This window comes from Rhodococcus antarcticus, assembly GCF_026153295.1.
GTDB lineage: Bacteria > Actinomycetota > Actinomycetes > Mycobacteriales > Mycobacteriaceae > Rhodococcus_D > Rhodococcus_D antarcticus.
In genome coordinates this window covers 1-17,417 of the sequence record NZ_CP110615.1, presented here as the reverse complement: position 1 = coordinate 17,417, position 17,417 = coordinate 1, and the positions used below count along the sequence as shown (strand labels likewise).

Here is a 17,417-nt window from a genome sequence, read left to right as displayed (position 1 = left end):
GGGTACTGCCAATCTGGACCTCCACGAGTGCTTCCCGGCTCTGAGGAGGACGTGCTGGCCCGCTTCTCGGACGGCCACACAGCCGATCATCGGCGCCTGCCCGTCCTGCGCACGATTGAGCCAACCTCACGCACCTGCGACAGAGGACGTTGCCCGTCACCCTCGACGAGGGTCGGCGTAACAGATGCGCACCCCAAGCGGTACGCTTTCACATCGCAGGGCGATCATCCGCCGAAAGCCTCTTGATAGACCTGCATCTGGACGCGACAGATGTGAGAGACAGTCCATTGCTGGGCCGTCAGGACGCCGTCAGCCAGTCGCCTGGGCTCGATTTCCCGGGCAACGACTGCACCGAGAATCGCTTCTGCGAGGTCGTCCGCCATTCCGGTTGCTGCGCAGAACGCCGCGTCGCCTCCCACCTCAGCCGGGGCGGTTCCCGCCAGCACCACGACCGGGCTACCCAGTGCCATCGACTCCGCTACCGGCATCCCGAATCCCTCGTAGGTGGACGGCACGACAACTGCGCGCGCGCCGATCATCAGGTCGAGCACAGTCTCGTCATCGGCTTGCCCCACCCACCGAACCCCGTCAAGGCGGAGCAGCTTCGTGCGCCCGGTGGCGTGCACCGGGCCGACCATCACCAGGTCGAGATCAGGGTCAGCAGCTCGGACGACAGGCCACGCGCGGGCAAGACCGTCGAGTCCCTTCCGCTCGGTCGCACCACCGACGTGGAGCACGTATGGATGAACACTCTCGTTGACCGACGACCGGTGCTCGTAGAACCGATCGCCGACGGCGGGCGGTATCAGCCACACCTTCTCGGCACCGAGCTCACGCCGAACCTCGTCCGCAATCAGGTGGGTGGAGACCACGACGCCACGAGCACGACACACCTGCTCGCGAAGGTTCCTCGGTAGTCGACCCTCGTCGGAGAAGTGCAGCGGCGCCAGGTCGAGGATGCTCATGATCTCGTTGCGTGCTGGCGGCAGGTCCACGCTGACCCGGTGCACATTCGCTCCTCGCCAGAGTGCGGCCCCGAGTGTGCGACTAACACGCGGCCCAACACGGCCCACAACGCCCGCCGGCAGCCTCAGGTCCGCGTGTCCGCCCCGCAGTGATCCGACGTGCACCACTCGGTCGCCCGGCGTGCCGTGCCGACGAACGGCTTCGGACATCTGACGCACATGGGTGCCACCGCCCAGCCAGGCGGGCGGGCGAGTCGCGAGGACGACTGGCCCACGACCCGCCCCCAAGCGGGCTGCCGCTCCACTCATTTCCTCCACAAGCGAAGGGTACTTTCAAATCCTCTGACACACTGCCTGTTGCTTCATCCCAACAAACTGTGAGGACGTCATGGCTACGCGTCGTGTTCTCGTGACCGGCGGCGCTGGATTCATCGGCGCCCACCTGTGCCGAGCCCTGTTGGAGCGGGGTGATGAGGTGCTCGCCGTCGACAACTTCTACTCCGGGGCGCGGTCGAACGTCGCCGATCTGCTGGGCCACCCCCGCTTCGAGCTGCAGCGCCACGACGTCACGTTCCCGCTGTACGTCGAGACCGACGAGATCTACCACCTGGCCTGCCCGGCTTCGCCGATCTTCTACCAGCGCGACCCGGTGCAGACGACCAAGACGTCGGTGGTGGGGTCGATCAACATGCTCGGCCTGGCCAAGCGGGTGAAGGCTAAGGTGCTGCTCTCCTCGACCTCCGAGGTCTACGGCGACCCCACGGTCCACCCCCAGGAGGAGAGCTACTGGGGCAACGTCAACCCCATCGGCACGCGCTCCTGCTACGACGAAGGCAAGCGCTGCGCGGAGACGCTGTTCTTCGACTACCGGCGCCAGCACGACCTGCCCATCAAGGTCGCGCGGATCTTCAACACCTACGGACCCGGCATGCGCCCGGACGACGGCCGCGTGGTCTCGAACTTCATCATGCAGGCGCTGCGCGGTGAGGCGCTCACCGTCTACGGCACCGGCGAGCAGACGCGGTCGTTCTGCTTCGTCTCCGACCTGGTCGACGGCCTCATCCGCTTGATGGACTCCCCGCACGAGGTCACCGGGCCGATCAACCTGGGCAACCCCCGCGAGTTCACCATGCTGGAGATCGCCGAGCGGATCATCGCGCTCGTGGGTAGCTCGAGCACCATCGACTTCCTTACCCTGCCATCCGACGATCCGCGCCAGCGCCGGCCCGTCATCGACAAGGCCCGGGACGTGCTCGGCTGGGTGCCGACGGTCGAATTCGACGAGGGTATGACGCATACCGTCGAGTACTTCCGCACCACCTGAGGGCCGTCGGATCCGAGGAGGACCTGAGTGAGGATCTGGCTGGCGCCCAGCGCGTTCGCGCCCCACCGCGGGGGCGTCGAGGAGCTGACCCTCAAGATCGCCCAGCACCTGTTGGCCGCCGGCGAAGACGTCCTGGTGGTGACGAACCAGCACCCCGGTTCGCTTCCCGCCTCCGAAATCGTCGAGGGTGTACCCGTCCGCCGCATTCCCTTCACGGCCCCCGGCCGTCGGCCGCGGCGCGTGCTACACCACCTGGCGCGCCTGCGTCCCACCCGCTCCGCGCTCGACGCGCTCGGACCTGTGCCAGACCTCGTGCACGTGGTGTGCCCCTCGACCCAGCTGCCCCCGCTGCATGGCTGGTGCCGGCGTCATGGTGTTCCGCTGGTCATCACCTCCCAAGGTGAGACGGAGATGGACGCCGGACACCTCTACCAGCGCAGCGCCTGGATGCGCCGGCACCTGCGGACCTCGGCCGCGTCCGCCGCCGCCCTGACGAGCTGTTCGGCGTGGACCGCCGAGGCGGCCGGACAGCTCGCCCCCCGCTTTCGAGACTCCACTGTCATCCCCAACGGTGTAGACCCCGCCGACTGGATCGGCGTCCCGGAGCGCACCGATGAGCCTGTGGCCGCCGCGTGGGGGCGCCACGTGCCGCAGAAGGGCTTCGACCTCCTCCTCGCAGCTTGGCCACTTGTGCGGGAGAGCATCCCGGACGCACGACTACTGCTGGGCGGCGACGGGCCGGAAACTCCGAAGCTCCGCGGTCGGGCTGGGGCCGGGGTGACCCTCGTGGGGTCCCTGGACCGCACGGGGGTTCGTGGGCTGCTCGGTTCCGCCCGCGTGGCGGTGATCCCCAGCCGTATCGAGCCGTTCGGCATCGTCGCGGTGGAGGCGCTCGCGGCGGGGCGGGGGCTGGTCTACTCCGCCGGCACCGGCCTGGCCGAGGCCGCCGGTGACTGTGGCCGGCCGGCTGATGTGCACGACCCAGTCGTTTTGGCCGGAGCAATTATCGCCGAGCTGCAGAATCCCACTCCCGCCAGGTGCGGAATTGACCACGCGGAGGAACTCTCCTGGGTAAGGCTCTCACTCGAGTACCGCGCGGTCTACGCCGGCGTGCTCGGCTGACTGCCTCGCGATTCACGAGTAGCGGACCGCTTGCGCCGCAGGAACGGTTGCTCCACCCACCGGTAGGAAGCTGCGGCGACGGCCACAGAGATCACCACCGCAACCGGGATCTGCACCGCCCGCGGCGCAGACTGTGGCGCGTGGTTCAACACCAGCGAGACGATCGGGAAGTGCCACAGGTAGAGCCCGTAGGACCGCTGTCCCACCCAGACGAACGGCGCTGACGAGAGCACCGACGTCAGCCGGCCCGGCGCCACCAGCGCCGTTACCACCGGCAGGGTGAGCACTGCCGGGACCAGGTCGGCCGTCGGGAGTGTGGGCAGGGCGGCCAGCACGACCAGGGCGAGCAGGGCGGGGACCGCGACCGGCGCCAGCGCACGGCGCCACCGTTCCGCGCGGCCCCCGCGCAGCACCAGTGCCAGCCCGCAGCCCAACGGCAGACCCACGGCGCGTACGTACGTGTCCACCACCGGATCGGTGCCGCTGAACGGCACTACCACCGCGGCTAGGACGTAAGCACCCAGCAAGACCGGGCCGAGCCCGCGGCGCCGCAGCACCAGCGGTAGCAGCAGGGGCCACACCAGGTAGAACTGCGTCTCGAGGGCGAGCGTCCACGTGTGCTGCAGCAGGGGCGTGTCGTGCCCGGAGTACAGCCAGATGTTCGACACGTAGAGCACCGATGCGAGCGCACCCTCGGCGATCGCGACGACCTGCCGGCCGGTGGCCAGCGCGACCAGGACCACGAAAAGGCACACGGCGACCAGCGCCGGCACCAGACGCAACCCCCGGCGACGGTAGAAGCCGGGCAGGTCGATGTGGCTGCGGCGCTCCACCTCGCCCGTCAGCAGGGTGGTGATGAGGAAGCCGGAGAGGACGAAGAAGACGTCGACCCCGAGGAAACCGTTGGGCAGCAGCCTGTTGGTGTGGAAGAACACGACCAGGACCACGCCAATGGCCCGGAGCCCGTCCAGCGCCTCCCAGCGTGGCGGACGGACCGTGGCCGACGTCACGACGTCACCCGCGTGTAGACCCGCTCGACACCGTCGAGGTGCATCTCCACCGTGAACAGCTGGCGCTGCCGCTCCCGGAGCGCCGCCCCCCGGCGGGACCGCTCGCCGACGTCCCCGGCGAGGGTGCGCAGCAGCTCCGAGGCCGCCTCGTGGTCGCCGGGTGCGAACAGCAGCGCCTCCGGGCCCAGCACCTCCGGGTGCGCGCCCCCGTCGGCTGCGACCACGGAGACACCGTGGGCCATGGCCTCGGCCACCGACAGGCCGAACGGCTCCCCGGGCGCGGGAGCCAACAACAGCCCACAGGCGTCCAGCAGCAGACCCGGCTCACCCACCCACCCCAGGAAATCCACCGAGGCGTCGATATCCAGCGTACGAGTCAACCTCTTCAACGCACCGAGCTCTCGGCCCGTGCCCGCCACCTGCAACCGCCACCCTGCACTGGCCAGATCCGACGCCGCCCACGCCCGCAGGGCCACGTCGGTGGACTTCTCCGGCTCGAGCCGTTGCAGCACCAGCACCGTGTGCTGCCGAGGGCTGGTGCCCGGCGGCACCGACGCCACCCCGTTGGGGATCACGGTGCATCGCTCCCCCACCGCGGCTGCCACGAACTCGCTGATGGCGATCTGCCCAGCCAGGCCGCGCCGGACCACCGGCGCCACCAGCCCACCGAGCGGGGTGGCGCCTCGGCGGGCAGCGATGTGCCGGGTGGCCACCACCGGAGCCCGGGTGACCACACGCGCCAGCACGGCCGCCAGCTCGGCCGCGGTGAGGTGGGCGTGCACCACGTCCGGCCGGCCCACCCGGCCCAGAGCGCGGAGCCCGGCCAGCACGGTCGGTGCCGCCACGTGTCGCACGTCCGGCCCGAGCGCAGCGCGCATCCGCACCGGGTCACCCCCCACCACCGTGACGTCCCACCCTCGGGCGGCCAGACCCGCCGCCTCCGTGCAGACCAGCTGCTCGGTACCGGCGAAGGCGTCGGTCAGCACCACGTGCACCACCGACCGGTGCCCCGCCACCCGCAGCGCGCGCTCGACCCGCATCGGTCCCCGCAGGTGCATCACCGCCCGCCGCCGCGCCACCCGCCCGCGCTCACCCGGGAGCACCACGGCACGCACCGCGCTGCCCACCACCGTCGCCGCGCGGTACGAGACCCAGCCCCGGGTCCCGAACCACCGGCGCACGTAGCGCTCGCCCCCGGCGTGGAAGTGCACCTCGCGCCGGATCTCGTCGCTGCTGGTCCCTCCGCCCACGTGGGTGGCCGTCAGACCGTCGACCTGCACCAAGCGCCAGCCGGCGCCCACCGCTCGCCGCTGCCAGTCGGTCTCCTCGGCGTAGAGGAAGTAGGACGGTTCGAACCCACCGATCTCGGCCAGAGCCTTCGCGTTGAGCGCCAGCACCGCCCCCACCAGGAACGACGGCTCCGCCGGGATCCACCGTCCGGCACCGAGCGCCTGCATCCAGGCCCCGACCGGGGTGGGGAACGGCCACCGCACGCGCTGGTCCTCACCCGCGGGGCCCGTCAGCCTCGGGGCTGCCGCCGCCACCCGCCCGCCTCGCTCGTGCAGGGCGGTCGCCAGCGCGACCACCGTGTCGGCGTCCACCACCGCGTCCGGGTTGACCAGCACCACGTCCCTCCCGGCGGCGTGCGCCACCCCGAGGTTGACCGCACGGGCGAAGCCCAGGTTCCCGCCCGCGTCGTGGTACTCCGCCCCGGTGTCCCGCGCGACTCGCGCCACATCCGCTGAGCTCGAGTTGTCGACCACGAGGACGTCCAACCCGCCTAGGGGGTCGAGAGCCAAGCGCAGCGCCTCGGCCCCGTGGAAGGCCACGACCACCACGAACGGTTCGCCTGCGGGCTCAGCCCCCACGGTGGGCTCCGGCGCTGGTGGCCACCGGCACCAGCGGCGCGATCTGGCGGTCGCCGCCGCGCCGCCGGGTGGTCCACTCCAGCCCGCGCGGGTCACCCTGCCGGTCGAGGGCCACCACCGCGAGGCTCACGCCGACCAGCAGGAACCCCATGGTCGGCGTGCCACGAACCCAGTACACGTCACCGAGCGCGTGGACCAACGTCGATATCTGCACCGCCAGCGCCGCTACCGCCAGCGGGGTCCGTCCCGCGCTCCGCAGCGCCACCCAGAGGGTGACGGCGACGAGCACCAGGAACCCCACCAGGAGGACGACACCGCCCTCGGCGAGCTGGAAGTACAGGACCTGGTGAGGGTCCCCGATACCGGGTTGGCGCCGTCCCCCGGTGTAGCTGCCCACCCCCACCCCGATCCAGGGGTGGGCCCGGAACGCGTCCAGGGCGTCGGCGGCGAACTCATCCCGGTAGCGGAGGGCGAAGTCGGTGCTGCTGGAGGTGTCCAGGAGACGGGACCTGCCGCTTGCCGGGGAGGGCGAGGAAGGCCGCCACGAGCGCCGCGGCCGCCGCGGCGAAGGCCACCACCAGCCGACGCCGCTCCCGGAAGCGGACCACCAGCAGAGTCACCCCTACCCCGATGCCCAGGCCGAGCAGCGCCCCGCGGCTCTGGCTGGCCAGCGTCCCAACGGCCAATACAGGGGCGTACAGCACCCAGCGACGGCTGGGACGCACCACCACCGCGATGATGAGCCCCGCGGAGAGGTATCCGCCGGCCGGGTTCTTCTGCACCCCCAGGAAACCCTCGCTGCCCGAGGACGCCATCGCCGCCACGGCGAGGACCGAGGCCGAGACGAGGTACCCCTCCAGCACGAGGCGCAGCCGGCCCGACTGGACCACGAGGGCACCGACCAGCAGTGGTCCCACGACGATGATCACCCGCTGGACGATCGTGATGACGCCAACCTGGCTGGGATGGAACACCAGGGACAGGCCGGCGGCGGCACCGTAGGCCAGCAGGCCGAGCGAGACGGGGCGAACGGTGCGGGTCCGCAAGCCCTCGGGGGGGTTCAACAACACCTGTACGCCCCAGCCCACCACTGCCACCACCACGAGCAGGTCGGAGAGGCCGATCTGCAGACCAACGCCGGGGACCACGCTCACGGGGAACGGCAGGACCACCAGCACCCCCAGCGCGGCCCACACGGGACGCATGAAGAGCACGGCGAGCCCGGCTGCGAGCAGGACGAGACCGAGCAGCTGCAGGCTCGTGACCGCCAGGGCACCGGCGAACAGCGAACCGGCCGCAAGGCTGCCCCAACCGAGCACCGGCCAGCGTCGTCCCGCCCGGATGCTCCGCCCGCTGGCACGGGCCCGGTCTACCATCAGACCCGAGCCCCCCATCAGGAGGCGCTGCCCTGCCGACGCCACCCGGTGCGGCCGGACTCCGCCGCGCCGGCCTTGCGGTGGTTCCCACGGCCCTTGGCGTCAGCGCCCGCCGCCGCGTAGTAGTACTGGTACCCGGCGTCCGGGTCCTCGTCGTGGCCCACGGCGACGATGCCGAGCGCCGGTGTTCGCACCCGCTCCAGAGTGGTGCAGGCCCGGGCGAGGCTGTCGTAGGTGGTCGTGCGGAGCCGGCTCACCACGACCGCGCCTTCGCAGACCGAGCACACCTGGGCGGCGTCGCTCACGGCCAGCGCCGGGGTGGTGTCCACGATGACCACGTCGAACGACTTCTCCAGCTCCTCCACCAGCTCCCGCAATCGCGGGCTCTCCAGCATCGCGCTGGAGTCCCGCGGGCTGGGGCCGGCGGTCAGGACAGTGACGCCGTTCCGCTCCACCTGCACCACGTCCTCCAGCTCGGCCTCGCCGGGCGAGCACGGTGGACAGGCCCACCTCGTTGGTCAGCCCGAACTTCTCGTGGATCGTCGGCCGGCGCAGGTCAGCGTCGACCACGGCCACCCGCTGCCCGCCCCGGGCGCACACCACGGCCAGATTCGCGGCCAGGCTGGTCTTGCCCTCACCGGCCACGGCACTGGTGACGGCCAACGAGCGGACCATGCCGTCCGGCCCGCTGAACAGCAGGCTGGTGCGGATCTTGCGGTAGCTCTCCGCGCGCACCGAGTCCGGGTGGGTGGCGCTGGGCAGGTCGGTCCCGCTGAGCTCGTAGGGCACCACGCCGAGCACCGTGACGCCGACACGCTCCTCGATGCCGCGGGAGTCCCGGATGCGCCGGTCCACGGCCTCGCGGGCGATGGCCACGGCGAGGCCGAGCACGAGGCCCACCACCAGCCCGGTCGCGATGTTGACCACGGGCCGCGGCTGGAAGGCCGAGGCGGGCAGGCCCGCTGGTCGGATGGTCTGGAAGGTGAGGGTGTTGCGGTCGGCCAGCTGGGAGAGGTTCACCAGCACATCCGGGAACGTGCCAGCGAAGGCGGCCGCCACGGCCTGCGCCGTGGACGCGGTGGAGGCCACCACGGTCACGGTGAGCACGGCGGTGTCCTTGGCTGCCGAAGCAGAGATCCCGGCGCTGGTACCGACGGGCAGCCCGGCGGCGGTGACCGCCGCGTTCAAGGTCTGCGGGGTGTTCACCACGGTGGCGAACGAGGCGACGATCGCCGGCAGGTTCGTGGTGTACCCAGCGCTGAGGCCGCCGTCGGCGTTCGGGCTGGACACCCCACCCCGGGGCAGCGCCACCAGCACGTCGGTGGTCGACTGGTACGAGGGCGGTGTGAGCACCGTGACGGCGCCGGACCCCACGAGGCACGCCACCAGCACCACCAGGATGGTCACCCAACGTCGGCGGAGCAGGCGCAGGTAGTCCCGGAATTCCACGCGCGGCCACCCCTAGTCGTGTCGTCTCGCCACCCACTCGGTGCACGAACGACCGGAGCCTACCTTGTGGCCGTGGGCCGCTACGGTGTGCTGGTGAGCGGCCCCACGAACGGCCCACCCCCGGTCCGGCGCGGCGTGCTCTACGTGTGCACCGCCAACCTGTGCCGCTCCCCGCTGGCCGAGCACGTGGCCCGCGCCCAGCTGGCCGGCCACGGCGTCACCGGTCTCCCGGTCTCCAGCGCCGGGGTGTCGGCCACCGCGGGCACGCCGGTGGAGGCCGAAGCCGCGGCGGCCCTGCGCGCGCGGGGCCTCGACCCCTCCGCCTTCCGCAGCCGGGTGCTGGGTCCGGAGCTGGTGCGGGGGGCGGCCCTGGTGCTCACGGCGTCCCGGCGGCACCGCGAGGCCGTGCTGGAGGCTGACCCCACCGCGCTGCGCCGCACGTTCACGGTGCGCGAGCTGGCCCGCTACGTCGCGGCGGTGGACCTCGACGCCCTGCCGCCCGGCACCGCCCCCGAGCGGCTCGACGCCCTGGCGGCCGCGGCCGGAGCCTTGCGGGGCACGCTGCGCGCGGCCACTCCCCGCGACGACGACGTGAGCGACCCCTTCCACCGCGGCCCGGCGGCGATGGCGGCGTGCGCCGCCCAGCTGGAGCAGGCGAGCGCCGGGTGGACCGCAGCCGTGGCCCCACGGGAGAGCCCCGCGTCTATCTGGACGCTGCCGCCCTCAGCCTGAGCGGGCCGCCTCGGCCAGCACCCGGGACATCGCGCCGCTGAAGGCGGCCCGGGAGAACCGCTCCGCGGCCCGGAGCACCGTCGCCTCCTGCAGCCCCGCGGTGTCCAGCGAGAGCACCGCCCGTCGCACCGAGGCGTCCTCGAGGTCGTCGGTGAACACGGCGTTCACCCCCTCCTCGCACGTGTCCAGGTAACCGCCGGCCCGCAGCGCGATGGTCGGCTTGCCGAAGGCGTGACCCTCCACCGGGGTGAGCCCGAAGTCCTCGTGCGACAGCGCGAGCACCGCCCGGCAGCTGCGGTAGAGCCAGCGCAGCTGCGCGTCGGTGACCCGGCCGGCGTTCACGACGAGATCCCCGGCGCCGGCCTGGGGCTCCCCGTCGCCCACCACCACCAGCCGACCCAGCCCGCCCGCACCGAACACCCGCCGCGAGGTGGCGACGTTCTTGTAGCTGCGGTCGCGCGCGATGGTGAGGACGAACCCCGGCTCCAGGCCCGGGCAGGGCTCCACCGGACCGTCCACGGCGAAGGAGACAGGCGGGTGCACCACCTCGGCGTCGATGCCGTAGGCCCGCTGGATGCGGCGGCGCACCACCGAGGAGTTCGCCACGTAGGTGGTCGCACGCCGCGCCCGGCTGCGGTCCAGGGAGCGGCCCACCGCCACCGCCCTCGACGCCGCGGCGCGCACCGGGGCGGCGTGGCCGTGGAAGAAGTCCTGCGGCGCCCAGAACCACCGGGGCGGGGTGTGGCAGTAGACCACCGTCGGCGACGGGGTGGAGGTCCAGTGGCTCCAGCCGCTGCTGCTGCACAGCACCACGTCGGCCCGGGCCCGGTGCGCGCCGAAGCTCAGCGCGGCCAGCGGCGCCATGGCGAGCCGCCGGCTGGGGGTGCGGGCCGGCACCACGGGCAGGATCTCGTGGACGTCGAGCGCCCCGAACTCCGGGAAGGTCTCCGCGGGCCGGAACGAGGAGGTGGTGATGGCGCCGCCGCCGAGGTCCTGGGCCATCAGCAGGGCCACCCGCTCGGCACCGCCGCGCTGCGTCAGGTAGTCGTGCAGGACGAGCGTGTTCACCGCCCCACCGCCCTGTCCCCCACCCCCGTGGGCATCACCGGCCGGTCCAGCGACCGGGCCACTGCGGAGAATACGCACGCGCATCGGCTCAGGAGGCGCCCCTGGGCTGACCACGGCGCGCAGCGTGCGCCAGACGATGACCAGATCCTGCACCAGCGACAAGTTCTCCACGTAGCACGGGTCCGAGCCCACCACGCTCATGTGGCCGCGCAGCACGTTCACCAGCTGCGGCCAGGAGGGCACTGGCCGGGCGTCAGTCGGGAACGACCGTCCCGTGGGTGGCTTCGGTCGTGTCGATCGCACTCCTCTGGGCTGCCCGGCCGGACCGGGGAACAGTGCTATCGAGCAGCCAACCTCGAATTCTCGCCGTGTGAGCCTCGACGAGCCAGTAGAACGGGTAACAGGCAGCAGTAGCGACGAACAGCAGGGCGTAGCTACTGGCGACACCGGCAGGAACCCCGGCGTTGAGGGCAGAAACACCAATCAGCACGACGATCGGAAGGTGGAACACGTAGAGCGTGAACGACCACACACCCAGCCAGGCGGCAAGATCCAGAGCCGACCTGAACCACGCCGGCGGAGTCGGATCCCACACCGAGAGGACCAGTACCAGGGGGGACGCAGCGAGTCCGACCAGGAGAAACATTTCCCACCGTGGGGGTTGAAGCACGTTGCTGGCCAGCATCCCGCAGGCACACAGCACGAGGAAGCCGATCGTCACGGTGGCTCTCCACCGCGGCGACCACAACCCGAGGCCCGGCCAGGCCCGTTGCAGCTCTGCAATGCCCACACCGAGAAGCCAGGCGGGGATCAGCCACAACAGGTGTGGGCCGTACACCCAGAGCGCCCCGACCGCGACGGCCCCGGCCAAGGCTGCGCCTCTGATCGCCCGGCGGCCGAGGCAGTACAGGAATGCCGCCACCGCGGCAAAGACGACGTAGAACCAGAACTCGTAGCCGAGGGACCACAGCGAGCGGTCACTTCCGAAAGCAGCGCAACGCCCGTCCTGCAGAAGGGCCAGGTTGCACACCGCGTCGGTCATCGTGCCACCGAGCTCGTTGGGGGCGGTGAAGGCGGCCCCGGTAAACATGGCCCGCGACATCGCGTCTGCAGCGACGGTGAGGGCGAGACCGGTGAGCATGACGAACCACAATCGAGAGAACCTCTTGATGAAGTAGACCCGAGCGCTGAAACGATCGGCGCGCAGCTCTCGCAGGACTTGGCCGCCCACGAGGTACCCACTGAGAACGAAGAACAGTCCCACGGACTCCATGGCGAAGGAGGTGGGGAGCAGCAACAGCTTGTTGAACGGGGAGCCGAGCTCGAGGTGCGCGCTGCTGTACACCAGGTCGCGCGAATGACCCGCCACCACGAAGATCGCGGCAAGCCCTCGCAACGCTTCCAGCGAGCGGTTCACCGCCGGACGCCTCGTTGGCACGGCGTTGAGCCTCTCACAACGGCCGGACCCGCGGAAGATTCTCCGCACCGTCTCACCGTCGTCCGACGCTGGCCTCGGCCCCCTGCCGTCGTCGCAGTCGGGTTCGCCGAAGCGCACTGCCGTTCGAGGGCCGGAGCGCTGACGTGTTGGTGCCGCTGGCCTCAGGGCGGAACGGCTCAGTACGCGCCCTTGGGGCTGATCACGGCCCGCAGCGTGCGCCAGACGATGACGAGGTCCTGCACCAGCGACCAGTTCTCCACGTAGAACAGGTCCAGGCGCACCGACTCCTCCCAGGAGAGGTCCGAGCGCCCGCTGACCTGCCACAGTCCGGTGATGCCGGGCTTGACCAGCAGCCGGCGGTGCACGTCCCCGGTGTAGGCCACCACCTCGCGGGGCAGCGGGGGGCGCGGTCCCACCACGCTCATGTGGCCGCGCAGAACGTTCACCAGCTGCGGCAGCTCGTCGATGCTGGTGCGGCGCAGGATCCGACCCACCCGGGTGACCCGCGGATCGTCGCGAATCTTGAACAGCGGGCCCGAGCCCTCGTCGAGGCCGGCGAGCTCGATGACCCTGCTGCTGGCGCCGTCCTCCATGGTGCGCAGCTTGAGCATGGAGAACGTCTCGCCCCGCAGCCCCACCCTCTGAGCCCGGTACAGCAGCGGGCCACGGCTGGTGGTCTTGATGGCCAGCGCGGACAGCAGCAGCACGGGAGAGGCCACCACCAGGGCGAGCCCGGCGACCACGGCGTCGAAGGCGACCTTGGCGAAGCGGCCCGCCCCCTCGTACTGGGGCTCCTCCACGTGCAGCAGCGGCAGCCCCGCCACCGGCCGGATGCGCAGCCGCGGCCCCGCCACGTCCACCACCCCCGGCGCCACCACCAGGTCCACGTCGAGCGAGGCCAGCTCCCAGGCCAGCGCGCGCATGCCGTCCGCCCCCAGCGCCTCGGTGGCGGTGACGGCCACCGTGTCCGCCCCCGTGGCCAGCAGTGCCTCCAGCACGGAGGTCTCGTCGCCGAGCACGGGCACCACGTGGCCGTCCACGTCCAGCTCGTCCGAGCGTCCCCGACGGTCGCCGCGCAGGGGGTCGAATCCGGGGATGCAGACCCCCACCACCCGGTAGCCGGCGTCGGATTCGCGCTCGAACTGGGTGCTCATGGCCCGAGCGGCCCGGCGCGACCCCAGCACCACCACCGTCGAGCTGTAGGAGCCCTGAGCCCGGCGCCGCACCAGCCAGTGCCGCCAGAGCCACCGGTCGGCCACCAGGCCCACCAGGCCCAGCGGGAACGCGACGGCGAGGTACCCGCGCGCCACCTCGAACCCGCCGACGAAGGCCACGATCGCGATCACGCCGAACAGTCGCAGGGACGCGTCACCGATGCGCCGGTACTCCTCCGCGCCAGCCCCGAGGATGCGGGTGTCCCGGGTGGCGAAGGCAACCAGGAAGGCCGACCACAACAGGACGAGGGCAACGCTGAGTACCGTGTACGACACGGCCGAGTCCGTGGCCACGGACAGCGCCACGTCGAGCGGGCCGAAGCGGGCCAGCTGTGCCGCCACCACGGCCACCACGACCACCAGCGTGTCGGTGACGAGCAGGCGCAGGCGGTAGGGCGCCTGCCAGCGCTTGCTGTCGTGCACCACCTTGGGCGGTGCTGCGCGGCGTGCGGAGGCCGCCGGGACCCTGCGACGGCGGGTGCCACTCGGCGGCGAGCCGGCCGGCACCCGCGCCCGCGGGTCGCCAGGAGTCCGGGAGGGCCAGGATCGCCCACCCGTGTCGACGTCACGCACGGTCACGTCGGTCCCCCGTACCCTCGAGCTCCACAGGGCCTCGACAGCCCCGCTCGGACGCAAACGCGCCCTCTTGCTCGTCACCTTGGCACGCAAGCCACGCCGCGTGAACCCTTCGGCGGTCTTCGTCACCCATCCGCCGGGTGACGCTTGTTGCGGCCACGGAACCCTCGTCCCCGATTCCCGTCGCTTCTGACCACGCGAGCTTGCATGGGCCGGCGTCATGACGGACCAACGGAGTGGACGTGGAGGTCGTGACGGCGCGTCCGGTGCTGCGTCGTAGGACCGCACGTGGCCCCATGTCGGTCCCATGTCGAACGGGCCGCGCCCCCACATCGCTCGGTTCCTCAGCTCGGCCCAGAAGTCTCCCCCGCGCTGCCACCTGTGAGCGCTCTGGAGACTGCCCTACGGGCGACCCGACGGCTGCTGGGTGCGATCGATGCGGTCGCTGTGGTGGGCGCCGCATTGACGCCCACCGTCACCTCGCAGCTGACTTTCTGGACCCCGCCGCCGAGCTCGACGCCGATCCCGGTCACGGGATGGCCACGTCCGACCAGCTGGTTGCCGGCCTGGCCGGCGCCACCCTGTGCGCAACGGCGTGCAACCACGGTTGCACCCAGGCGGCCTGGACCGTGGCGTCGTAGCGACGGACGCTCCGCTGTCCGGCGGTGCGAAGCCGCTGCGCCAGCTCCGGGTCGGCCTTCAGCTCCTGAAGCGCGGCCACCATGGCGTCCACGTCCCCGCAGGGCACCAGCAGTCCGTCGCGACCGTCGGTGATGACCTCGGCGGGCCCACCCGGTGTGGTCGCGATGACGGCGCAGCCAGCCGCCATGCCCTCGCTCACCACGAGCCCGAAAGGTTCGGGCACCACGGACGCGTGCACCAGCACGTCGGCCGACAGCTGGTGGTGCCGGACGTCGTCAAGGTGTCCGGTGAAGTGGATGCGGCCCGCACAGCGCCCGGCCGAGGCCGTCCTGTGCAGCTCGGCCTCGTACTCCCGCTCCCCGAACAACGCACCCCCGACGACGTACGCCTCGACGTCGGTGTCGGCGAAGACCTGCTCGAAGGCCTCCAGGAAGACGTGCTGCCCCTTCCACGGCGAGATCCGACCCACCATCACCACCCGCCGCACCGGCGCGGTGACCTCAGGACGGACCGGCTCCACGATGAACCTCGACCGGTCGAGCGCGGGAGGGGCCACCAGCACAGGCTTGTGGCCCGGCCAGATGGTGGCGCTGGTGGTCCGGCTGTTCACCAGGTAGCCCTGGGCCAGTACTCGGCCCAGGCTGCGCACAGCCAGCGCTGACAGTCGACCCAGGTAGTCGGCGGCTATCCGGTCGTGCACGCTCCACACCAGGGGAACGTGCAGGGGACCGGGCCGCCACCGCCCCGTAGAGCAGGGCCTTCACCGAACGGGCCACCACCACGTCGACCTCGCGGTCGGCCGCCCAGCTCGCGACCCGACGGCCGTAGCGGGCGAGGTCGATCAGACCCCGGAGAGCCGCGGCGGGGCTCGTGCAACGGCGAGCGCTCCCTCCGCGCCGGATGCCGTCCACCACTGCCGCCATGACGCCTTCCGCGGTGAACCTCGCCACCAGCGGGCCGTCCTCGGCGAACAGCACCGTCGTCGTGCCGGGCGCCATGTGTCGCGTCAGGGTTAGCAGGGCCAGCTCGGCGCCGCTCGGCTTGGCCGAGTGGCACAGGAAGAGGACGTGGAGACCAGCGACGTTCGGCGCACCCGCTTGACCGGCTGCGCGCGCACCTGTGTCCACAACACCTCCCCGTGCGGTCCTGATGATCTAGAACCTATCGGCTGACAGCTACCGGACCTCGCCACACCTTCCGGCCTGCCTCCTGCAAGTCTCACCCGCAGTGAGCGTCAACTCGCCTCGCCACACCCGTCAGAGCGCCACGGCGTTCAGGAGTCACGGGACGTTCGATCGGCGGGGATGCCAGCACCAGCTCTCGGCTCAGGGGCGGCCGATGCCCGCCACGGTCCAGCCCCCCGCCCGCCACCGCGCCGCGTCGAGGCAGTTGCGCCCGTCCACCAGGTTGCGGGCCGAGACCACGGCGCCGACCGCCGCCGGGTCCAGGGTGGTGAGCTCCGCCCACTCGGTGAGCACCAGCACCACGTCCGCACCGGTGGCCGCCTGCTCCCAGGACGAGGCGTAGCCCAGGGTCGGGAACATCCGGCGCGCGGTGGGCACGGCCACCGGGTCGTACACCGTGACCTGGGCGCCCTTGAGGTGCAGCGCGGCGGCCACGTTCAGCGCCGGCGAGTCCCGCACGTCGTCGGTCTCCGGCTTGAACGCAGCGCCCAGCACGGCCACCCGGCGGCCCAGCAGCGAGCCACCCAGCTGCGCGGTGGCCATGTCCACCACCCGTTGGCGCTGGCGCATGTTGATCTCGTCCACCTCGCGCAGCAGCGCCACCGCCGAGCCCACCCCCAGCTCGCCCGCCCGCGCGGAGAACGCCCGGATGTCCTTGGGCAGGCAGCCGCCGCCGAACCCGAGCCCGGCGTTGAGGAAGCCGCGGCCGATGCGCTTGTCGAGCCCGATCGCGTCCGCCAGCACGGTGACGTCCGCCCCCACCGCGTCGCACACCTCGGCCATGGCGTTGATGTAGGAGATCTTGGTGGCCAGGAACGCGTTGGCGCTGACCTTGACCAGCTCGGCGGTGGCGAGGTCGGTGACGATGACGGGTGTCCCCGCCCCGATCGGCGTGGCGTAGACCTCGCGTAGCACCGCCTCCACGCGGGCCGACGGGGTGCCGAAGACCAGCCGGTCCGGGTGCAGGGTGTCCGTCACCGCCTTGCCCTCGCGGAGGAACTCCGGGTTCCAGGCCACGTCCACCCCGTCGACGGCCAGGCCCGCCACCAGCTCGGCGAGCCGCGCCGCGGTCCCCACCGGCACCGTCGACTTGCCCACCACCACCGCCCCCTCGCGCAGGTGCGGGGCGAGCCCGCCGAACGCGGCGTCGACGTAGCTGACGTCCGCGGCCTGCGACCCGGCCCGCTGCGGGGTGTTGACGCAGACGAAGTGCACGTCGGCGAACGCCCCGGCCTCGGCCAGCGAGGTGGAGAAGCGCAGCCGTCCCGCGTCGACGTGGGTCTTCAGCAGGGGCTCCAGCCCGGGCTCGAAGAACGGCACCGACCCCTGCGCGAGCGCCTCGAGCTTCGCCTGGTCGATGTCCACCCCGAGCACCTCGAAGCCCAGCTCGGCCATGGCCGCGGCGTGCGTGGCCCCCAGGTACCCGCACCCGATCACGCTGATCCGCAC

14 protein-coding genes and 1 pseudogene are annotated in these 17,417 nt (G+C 71.8%); 3 read left to right on the top strand and 12 right to left on the bottom strand.

The annotated features are described in order from the left end of the window. Positions 1-224: 224 nt before the first annotated feature. On the bottom strand, positions 225-965 hold the full coding sequence (locus RHODO2019_RS00075; RefSeq protein WP_265383063.1) for a glycosyltransferase: 741 nt from the start codon (positions 963-965) through the stop codon (positions 225-227). A gap of 388 nt (positions 966-1,353) precedes the next feature. Between RHODO2019_RS00075 and RHODO2019_RS00070 the strand changes: the two genes are divergently transcribed. Both RHODO2019_RS00070 and RHODO2019_RS00065 read left to right on the top strand, forming a co-directional pair. Further along, entirely contained in the window at positions 1,354-2,289 is a 936-nt protein-coding gene (locus RHODO2019_RS00070) for a UDP-glucuronic acid decarboxylase family protein (RefSeq protein ID WP_265383062.1), read from the top strand. Positions 2,290-2,316: 27 nt separating this feature from the next. Then, positions 2,317-3,411 carry a glycosyltransferase family 4 protein gene (locus tag RHODO2019_RS00065; protein WP_265383061.1) on the top strand — a complete coding sequence of 365 codons (1,095 nt, stop codon included), beginning with the start codon at positions 2,317-2,319 and terminating at the stop codon, positions 3,409-3,411. Here the strand turns inward: RHODO2019_RS00065 and RHODO2019_RS00060 are convergent. The 6 genes and pseudogenes from RHODO2019_RS00060 to RHODO2019_RS19240 all read right to left on the bottom strand — a co-directional run. After that, positions 3,390-4,421, bottom strand: coding sequence for an acyltransferase family protein (locus RHODO2019_RS00060; RefSeq protein ID WP_265383060.1), 1,032 nt, complete (start codon positions 4,419-4,421; stop codon positions 3,390-3,392). The genes RHODO2019_RS00065 and RHODO2019_RS00060 overlap by 22 nt on opposite strands. Further along, entirely contained in the window at positions 4,418-6,289 is a 1,872-nt protein-coding gene (locus RHODO2019_RS00055) for a glycosyltransferase (RefSeq protein ID WP_265383059.1), read from the bottom strand. The genes RHODO2019_RS00060 and RHODO2019_RS00055 overlap by 4 nt, the downstream gene beginning before the upstream one ends. Then, entirely contained in the window at positions 6,279-6,686 is a 408-nt protein-coding gene (locus RHODO2019_RS00050; protein WP_265383058.1) for a hypothetical protein, read from the bottom strand. Before RHODO2019_RS00050 ends, RHODO2019_RS00055 begins: the two co-directional genes overlap by 11 nt. Positions 6,687-6,741: 55 nt before the next feature. Beyond that, positions 6,742-7,608 carry a hypothetical protein gene (locus tag RHODO2019_RS00045; RefSeq protein WP_265383057.1) on the bottom strand — a complete coding sequence of 289 codons (867 nt, stop codon included), beginning with the start codon at positions 7,606-7,608 and terminating at the stop codon, positions 6,742-6,744. A gap of 74 nt (positions 7,609-7,682) precedes the next feature. After that, positions 7,683-8,126, bottom strand: a complete 444-nt coding sequence (locus tag RHODO2019_RS00040) for a tyrosine-protein kinase family protein (RefSeq protein ID WP_265383056.1) — start codon at positions 8,124-8,126, stop codon at positions 7,683-7,685. 133 nt (positions 8,127-8,259) lie between these two features. Beyond that, positions 8,260-9,057 (bottom strand): annotated as a pseudogene (locus RHODO2019_RS19240) (YveK family protein); the annotation flags it as partial. Positions 9,058-9,207: 150 nt separating this feature from the next. Here RHODO2019_RS19240 and RHODO2019_RS00030 point away from each other — a divergent pair. Beyond that, a complete protein-coding gene (locus RHODO2019_RS00030) occupies positions 9,208-9,846 on the top strand; it encodes an arsenate reductase/protein-tyrosine-phosphatase family protein (RefSeq protein ID WP_265383054.1) in 639 nt (212 codons plus the stop codon). Here RHODO2019_RS00030 and RHODO2019_RS00025 read toward each other — a convergent pair. The 5 genes from RHODO2019_RS00025 to RHODO2019_RS00005 all read right to left on the bottom strand — a co-directional run bounded on the left by RHODO2019_RS00025 (position 9,838) and on the right by RHODO2019_RS00005 (position 17,417). Continuing rightward, on the bottom strand, positions 9,838-10,914 hold the full coding sequence (locus RHODO2019_RS00025) for a glycosyltransferase (RefSeq protein WP_265383053.1): 1,077 nt from the start codon (positions 10,912-10,914) through the stop codon (positions 9,838-9,840). The two genes, RHODO2019_RS00030 and RHODO2019_RS00025, sit on opposite strands and share 9 nt — an antisense overlap. Before the next feature lie 253 nt (positions 10,915-11,167). Beyond that, the gene (locus RHODO2019_RS00020; protein ID WP_265383052.1) at positions 11,168-12,331 is read right to left on the bottom strand and encodes an acyltransferase family protein; all 1,164 of its coding nucleotides are present in this window, start codon (positions 12,329-12,331) and stop codon (positions 11,168-11,170) included. A gap of 197 nt (positions 12,332-12,528) precedes the next feature. Then, a complete protein-coding gene (locus tag RHODO2019_RS00015; RefSeq protein WP_265383051.1) occupies positions 12,529-13,989 on the bottom strand; it encodes a sugar transferase in 1,461 nt (486 codons plus the stop codon). A gap of 682 nt (positions 13,990-14,671) precedes the next feature. After that, the gene (locus RHODO2019_RS00010; RefSeq protein WP_265383050.1) at positions 14,672-15,484 is read right to left on the bottom strand and encodes a glycosyltransferase family 4 protein; all 813 of its coding nucleotides are present in this window, start codon (positions 15,482-15,484) and stop codon (positions 14,672-14,674) included. 625 nt (positions 15,485-16,109) lie between these two features. Further along, on the bottom strand, positions 16,110-17,417 hold the full coding sequence (locus RHODO2019_RS00005) for a UDP-glucose dehydrogenase family protein (protein WP_265383049.1): 1,308 nt from the start codon (positions 17,415-17,417) through the stop codon (positions 16,110-16,112).